Below are 7,083 nucleotides of genomic sequence, written 5' to 3'. Positions count from 1 at the left end.
GATTAGTATGAATCATAAGGGTTACCTTTTTACGATTTAGATTTCAGTGATTTCACCCTCTATCTAAATCGGTAACCCTTCCCTTTTTTGAAGAGGGAATTGTCAGATCAGATCTGAACTAATGCAGCTTAGGGGCACCTCAATGAGTTCATTGCCCCTTGCCAGTGACCATTATCATCATGGTTTTGAGAATCACCGAGATGTCCATTTTCAGCCATTCCCAGGGGTTGCTGAGAGCCAGAGCGTATGCATGGTCATATGCCAGCTTGTTTCGAACATCATTGAGTGTTTCGTCATAACCAAGGTTGACTTGTGCCAACCCAGTAATTCCAGGAACTACGTCATAGGTTCTTTCCGTATAGAAGGGGATGTTCCCTTCGAGTTTGTAGCACATCCCCGGTCTTTCAGGCCTTGGCCCAACAATGGACATATCGCCCATCAAAACATTCCATAATTGGGGAAGTTCATCGAGCCTGGTTTTCCTTAAAAAATGACCGACCTTCGTGATTCTGGGATCATTTTTCTGGGCCCAGACGGGTCCGGTTCCCGATTCAGCATCAGAGCGCATGGTTCTGAACTTTTGGATCATGAAAAGGCGGATAAAGTCTTCTTGCTGATAACCAATTCGCATCTGCTGGTAAAGGATCGGACCTCGGCTATCAATGCGTATAGCTACAGCTATCAGTGGGTATAGAGGAAGGGTGAGAAGGATACCTGTTAATGCCACAACAATATCCATTGCCCTTTTACCCCAGACAGTTACTGGGTGAACATAGGTTGTCTCTTGCATCGCAATACTCCTTTGCTACTTCAGCTTTTTTCCTTTGATGATTTAATTCACTCGCTCCCATTGCCCATTGGCTTGTCGGGACAAGTATTTTAAAAAACCTATTGCCATTGCCATATGGCCGGAAATGATATAAAAAATAATGTTCAATACCTTTGATGATGGCTGTTTTCTGGATTTGATAAGAAATATGGTGATGCTGTACACCAGTATCTGTATTGCAACCATACCTTGAAAAATGAAGAAGTCTCTCGATAACTGAATAGATGCCAGGAAAAACAGAATCATAATTAATGGCATTAAAGAGCGAAGAAACTTTCCAGAAAAATAGTTAAAGGCAATCTTTCCAAATTTGGGGTGAAGCAGGGCAAGGTGTCTGATTGATTGTTGAGCATTTCCAGCCGCAATACGCTTACGGCGCTCAAAATCCATGTTGTTACAAGAGTTTTCCAATTCCAATGCTACGACTCTTGGGTCATACAGACACTGATACCCTTGCATAATAATATTAACGGGTAGGGTAAAGTCATCATTGATGGTATCTGGTGGTAGCTTTTTGAAGAGCTCTCTTCTAAACGCATAAAATGCACCGTGTAAGCCTATGGTTGATTCCAGAATGCTTTCCTGGATTTTTATTCTTCTTTGATAGTTCCAGTAGACTTGTTCGCCTGAATGCTCTACCGGGGTGAATTGGTAGCTTCCACAAACCGCACCAACTCTACTTTTTTGTGTGAAATAGGCTGCTGTAACCAAAAGAGCATTGCTTGAAATCAAAGCTGAAACATCTGTCAGAACGACTATGTCAGAATTGCTTCTTGGAATAAATGTGTTGATAATATAAACTTTTCCACGATTTTGGTTTAATCTGATAACTTCTGCATTTAGATGTTTGCACTCATCTTCTTTTAATGTGTTTTTTGCTTTTTCGCTGGTATTGTCAGTTGAACCATCACAAATTATAGATATTTTGAGTTTGTCTTTTGGGTAGTCAATATATGAAAGGTTGATTACCTTTTCTCGTATATAGCTTGCTTCATTAAAGGCAGGTATGATGATATGAACGCTGGGAAGATGAGAGTCACTTTTAGACTCTTTGTAATGCCTGTGTGAATAGTGCGGTAGAGAATAGCGACTAATATTAATCATCGAGAGAATAAGAGGGTAAATCAAATGATGGTAAATAACCAGCATGCTACAAATTATTATTATAAAAATGGCAAATGTATTCAATTTAAAGCCCCTCCCAGATAAATTGAGTTGTATTGGTTGATAACATTTTTTATATCAAAGCCATCAAGTACAAATTGTCTGGCAGACTCTCTCAGGGTGGGATTACGGGCGACTTCCAGTTGTTGAGCAAGTGTCGCTTTAAGCTGGTTCTCACTGCCTGCTGTCACTAATTGTCCGGATTTGGGGTCAACAGCTTCACGGCAGCCTCCTACATCGGTAATTACTACAGTCTTTCCACAGGCCTGTGCTTCAAGAGGGGATAATGGTAAACCTTCTTTGGTGGACGCCATACTGAATAGATCAATGGCGCGGTAAAATGCAGGCATATCATCAATTACATCAAGAAAATGAACTCTCTGATCAATATTGAGTTTGTGTGCAAGAGTCTTCAGTTCTCCTTTCAGCTCACCATTTCCAGCCAGGGCAAGATGAGTGGATTCTGGTAAGGCTGAAAATGCTTGCAATAACAGATTGTGGGATTTAACGGCTGTAAACCTGGCCGCACACCCGATGATAAGGTTATCTTCAGGGAGCCCCAGCTGATGTCTGGCTTTCAGCTGATTGCCAGGTGTAAATCGCTGGCAATCTATCCCATTTGGGATAATCTCCGGGGAAGAAAAAGGAATATGGTTCTTGATGTTTTCTGCCACTAAATGGGCATCTGCGATCACATTGGGTCTCAGAATATGGAAACAGGCTCCCACCAGAATCCGCCTTTTAAGACTGGATAGATGCCAGGCATCATGCTCAGTGTGAATATGGTGGCAGCCTGTTATATTGGCCGCCAGTCCCCCATAGAGTAATGGTCCAGCATGGTGAGTGTGAATTACACTGGCGTTCAGCTGTTTCAGCAAAAGGCATAGGTCTTTGATGACTTGAATACTGAGGCCGGGTGGTTTTTCAAGAAAGTGAAGTCTTGGTAATTTGATTATTCTTGGCCACTGTTTTGAGGCTTCGCGAAAATTGCCTTCAAGGCTTATGATATGAACCTGCTCGGGGTTGGGAGCCATCTTTTGAAAATCAATGGCCATTGTCTCGATTCCACCAGGAGCCAGATGTTGTACAAGCTGAGCAATCACAGGAGGTTGATTCATGACTCCATCTCCTCTTCAGTAAAACTGTCCCTGGATGCATCGTAAATCAACGTTGGTGATTGAGGCATGGCTGGCAGTCGGGCAAGTACTGGGATACCTGCCATTTTTTCAATGGTATCCTGAAGCCTAAGGCTGGTATCTGATATTTCAGCGATAGCCGACAAACCGGTTCCTATTCCCAGCCCTGCAAAAAAGCCCGCGACAATAAAAAGAGAGGTTGGCAGTTGGTTAGGCTTGCTTGGGGTGTAAGGTTTATCGATGATCTGAACCCTTTCTGATTCTTCATAAGAGCTCAGGTCACCTGATACTTGAGCCATCACATAGCGACTGTGAAAGTCATCATACAGCTTTTTCTTAATATCCAGGTCTCGCTCCAGTTCAACCAGGGTTCTCTCAACTTCAGCAAAGTCCTGTACCTTTGTCCGGAGGCTTTCAGCCTGGGCATTGATGCTTTGTACTTCGTATTCCAGGCTGGAGACTTTGGCCTTAGCTTCTTGTACGGCTTGAAGTTGGGATGCCAGGATTGTAGTCTGTCCCTGGGCGTTTTCTGTGGAGACACTGGGGGTTGAGGCAGCCAGATTCCAGAGCCTCTGGATATCTTCAGTCTTAAGTTTGCTGCTTTCTGCTATCATCCTTTGCCGTTCGGATTTGAGCCTTTCGAGTTCTCGGACGGATGCCTGAATCTTACTGTGCTTTTCTGTATAGCGGGAACGCAGCATACTTAAATTAGTTCGTGTATTGATGATTCTCTCTTCAAGCTTACCTATAACAGGGTTGGTCTGGGCAAGGTTGCCATTGAATTCTTGCATGGCAGCTTTAGCCCCGGCTAGCTCGGTCTTTTTTTCCATTAAGAGTTGGCGAAGTTCGGTTAGCCGGGTAACATTTGCCCTGTGCAGTTCAGGAAGTTCCAGTGCATACGAGGATTTATATTCAGATAGTTTTTTTTCTGATATGGAGAGTGCTTTTCTATGGCGGTCAACTTGGTCCCGCAGAAATTGAGCAGAGGTTTTTTGCCATGATTTATGGGGTGCCAGAACGATGGTTAAAAAATGGGTAGTGACCGTTTTAAGTAAAAGCTCACTGTCAGTTTTGTTTTTGCTCCGATAGTAAATCTTGACTAATTCACCCCCAAAAACGACAGATAAGGATTTAGATAGCTCTTCAATTTGCTCATCAATCTCATTTTGAGAAGAGTTTTCACTAACAAGATTAACATCTCTGGCAACCGCTCCAAGAACTTTACGGCTTTTCAGAAGAATTTTAAGTGCTGCCTGCCTTTCTTCAAGATTGGTTGGAACTGAAAAGTCCTCCAGTATTGGATTTAATAGGGTTGTGTCCTGAAGCAGGATCGTTGTGTGAGCTTCGTAATATTTGGGTGCCATAAAACTAACCATAAAACCGACTACAGGCATTATAACCATGGGTACACAAATGGTATAACGTCGACGCCAGGCATTATTTAATAAACGAAACAGGTTTCTCAGTATTTCATTAGACACCGCTGCCTCCTACTACCTGGATGCTAGCTGAGTCTGATTCTAAATCTGGCTGATAAATAAGTTCGATATCCTTGCTGTATTCGATCAGTTGATTTCTAACGCTTCTTAATCTTTTCCATGAGCTGCTTATTGACTTAAAGGTATCTTGTTCTGATGAGGGTGCAACAGAAATAATAATGTTTATGTTTTTGCTGTTCGGTAGCGATTGGAAAAATAAACGAATCAGTTTCTCGTGGTGCTCAGTGAGGGTTGTTGTTTCTTTTTTAAAGGTGATGGACAACTGACGGCGATACATGTCTTTTGATATAGGGAGGGCTTCTTCAGATGTGTTTAATCTTTTTATGGAATTTTGCAGCCTTGTATCGGATGGCATTTTATCGGCTGTTGAATTTTCTCTAAAGTCCATGAGGGACGAACAACCAGCCAGCCATGGTAATGACAGGGAAATCAATATAATGATGGTCTGGTTGTTTTTTGTTGCCATTGACTTTTTTCCTTTTTAAAAACGCCTGGTCATTAAAGCTAAGCTGCCAGGCTAAAGGTGCCATGTTTTTGTCAGTTGTAAAGACCTAGTGGTTTTCTGATGAGTTAAGTGATGACTTATTGTCATTTAAAGCTAATATTTTCAATAAGTTAACCCTGTTGATAAGGTAAGTGTAGTCCTAAGTGAGAGTGTGTTTTTCAAGATTGTGCGATGATGGTTTTAATTATGATGAACATGCTCTAAATATGTAGAGTATTGAGTGAGGCAATAATATTCATGGTTCTGAAGTACTCCTATTGATAAGGTGTTCGATCAGTTCCTCTAGCTGAAGACTTCTGTATTTCCATGATTCAGTAGATACTCTGTTCTGCCTAAGATGCATTTGCTCAGTTTGTTCGTAAGCTCGTTTAATGACTCTGGAAAAAGGCTCTTTATTGTTTTGCACTGAAATCAGGTCTTTATAAGGCTGGACAGCAGGGAAGGAGGTGGAGGCTACTGGAGTTCCTGAAGCAAGATACTCTCTTAATTTCAATGGGTTACAGGCTCTTATTTGACGATTGTCAAGGAAGGGTAAAAGGGCAACGTCCCAATTCTGTATATAGCCTGGTAGCTCTCTGTGTGACTTGGTTCCAAGAAAATGAGTATTTGGCAGCTCCTGTAGTGAAGTAACATCCGTTTTGATATCTCCAATAAAGACGAATTGCCAATTGGACAAAGCGGTTGCTGATTGTGCAAGCATTTCAACATCCAGCCATTTTGAAATGCTGCCATAAAAACCGGCAATAGGGCCATTTGTTGGCAGGTCATAGGGCCGGGGAGCTGATTGTGAGAACAGCTCAAAATCGACTCCGTGTGGCAACATAACCGTGTTTGGGCCTGGAAATTTGTCGGCCAGATTTTTACTTACTACCAGCACAAGGTCAACGCGTGCAGCAAGCTCTTGTTCCAAGGGGGCGATGATCTGGTGGTCAACCCCATCCAGGGCTTCAAAGTCATCACCGCAATAGTATATGGAAATGTTTTCACCAAGACTTCCAACCACGTCGACTGCAGTGGGGAGTGAGGTCCAAAGAACAATATCCTCGAATTTTTCCCTATGCATTATCTTTCGGATTTCACGGCACAGAAGGTATTTATTGACTCGACGGACACATTTTATGCCATGAAAAGGGATTACTTTGGGGTTAATAATGGTGGGGTTATGGCTTGTGGTAGTGGTGATCTCCTGTTTGCTACAGGGCTTTAACATGCTTATTGCTTTTTGAGTTAATCGATAAAAATCCCGGGTATTTATGCGAGGGGATCTCATACCAATTGAGTTTACCCAGATAACCCGGTGGTTTTCCATCAGGTGACGGATCAGATGCTGGGTGCTGGATGGCAATCCTCCCCAGTCTTCTCCAAACACGATCAGGTCAGCCATCCTTTATGTCCTCCTGGTGGCTGAGAGGGCGAATAACTTTTGCTGGTATGCCTCCTGCAAGGACACCGGGTGGGAGATCTTTAGTCACTACACTGCCAGTGGCTACAATGGTGCCAGCACCAATTGTCACTCCACCCATAACAGTGACACCAGCCGTAAGCCAGACATCATCTTCAATGATGATATTTCCTACCTGCTCATCCTTATCTGGCAGGCCATCAGCCCTGTCTTCAGGATCAAGAGGGTGTCCAGAGTAGCCAACAAGGCGGACTTTTACAGCCAGCCTGACATTGTTACCAATTTGAATTCGGTCACCTACGAAAATCTCGTTTTGCCAACTGATCCCGACATTATCGCCAATAATCAGCGTGGGCTTAAGGTTTCTGGATGCCCTGCCGCTGAGGGTGGTATGGCCTGATAGCCTGCAATTATTGCCCATTGTGATGGTCAAAGGTCCGAGCAATAATGGCATTCCTGAATACAGATAAAGGTTTTTTGGGTGATTGGCCAGCCTGGATTTGAACAAAGGCGTCCAGTAGAAAACTCGTGTTATACCTGCCAGTAAC

General features: G+C 43.1%; 7 protein-coding genes. All 7 read right to left on the bottom strand.

The window, feature by feature from the left end; genetic code table 11:
* Positions 1–148: 148 nt before the first annotated feature.
* Positions 149–790: a sugar transferase gene (locus ACNRUY_RS11775; protein WP_488111832.1), complete on the bottom strand. Its 642-nt coding sequence runs from the start codon at positions 788–790 to the stop codon at positions 149–151.
* 42 nt (positions 791–832) lie between these two features.
* A complete protein-coding gene (locus ACNRUY_RS11770) occupies positions 833–2,017 on the bottom strand; it encodes a glycosyltransferase family 2 protein (RefSeq protein WP_488111831.1) in 1,185 nt (394 codons plus the stop codon).
* Complete coding sequence (locus ACNRUY_RS11765) at positions 2,014–3,111, bottom strand: glycosyltransferase (RefSeq protein WP_488111830.1); 1,098 nt, start codon at positions 3,109–3,111, stop codon at positions 2,014–2,016. The genes ACNRUY_RS11770 and ACNRUY_RS11765 overlap by 4 nt, the downstream gene beginning before the upstream one ends.
* Entirely contained in the window at positions 3,108–4,610 is a 1,503-nt protein-coding gene (locus ACNRUY_RS11760; protein ID WP_488111829.1) for a GumC family protein, read from the bottom strand. The genes ACNRUY_RS11765 and ACNRUY_RS11760 overlap by 4 nt, the downstream gene beginning before the upstream one ends.
* Positions 4,603–5,094 carry a hypothetical protein gene (locus tag ACNRUY_RS11755; protein WP_488111828.1) on the bottom strand — a complete coding sequence of 164 codons (492 nt, stop codon included), beginning with the start codon at positions 5,092–5,094 and terminating at the stop codon, positions 4,603–4,605. Before ACNRUY_RS11755 ends, ACNRUY_RS11760 begins: the two co-directional genes overlap by 8 nt.
* Before the next feature lie 274 nt (positions 5,095–5,368).
* Positions 5,369–6,517 carry a glycosyltransferase gene (locus ACNRUY_RS11750; protein WP_488111827.1) on the bottom strand — a complete coding sequence of 383 codons (1,149 nt, stop codon included), beginning with the start codon at positions 6,515–6,517 and terminating at the stop codon, positions 5,369–5,371.
* Entirely contained in the window at positions 6,510–6,980 is a 471-nt protein-coding gene (locus ACNRUY_RS11745) for an acyltransferase (protein WP_488111826.1), read from the bottom strand. Before ACNRUY_RS11745 ends, ACNRUY_RS11750 begins: the two co-directional genes overlap by 8 nt.
* Positions 6,981–7,083 lie beyond the last annotated feature (103 nt).

The organism is Endozoicomonas sp. Z74 (assembly GCF_057680865.1).
This window is presented reverse-complemented; position numbering and strand designations above follow the sequence as displayed.

Coding starts and splice junctions, on each gene's coding strand:
- ACNRUY_RS11775 (WP_488111832.1), bottom strand. CDS start 790: ATGCAAGAGACAACCTATGTTCACCCAGTAACTGTCTGGGGTAAAAGG.
- ACNRUY_RS11765 (WP_488111830.1), bottom strand. CDS start 3,111: ATGAATCAACCTCCTGTGATTGCTCAGCTTGTACAACATCTGGCTCCT.
- ACNRUY_RS11755 (WP_488111828.1), bottom strand. CDS start 5,094: ATGGCAACAAAAAACAACCAGACCATCATTATATTGATTTCCCTGTCA.
- ACNRUY_RS11750 (WP_488111827.1), bottom strand. CDS start 6,517: ATGGCTGACCTGATCGTGTTTGGAGAAGACTGGGGAGGATTGCCATCC.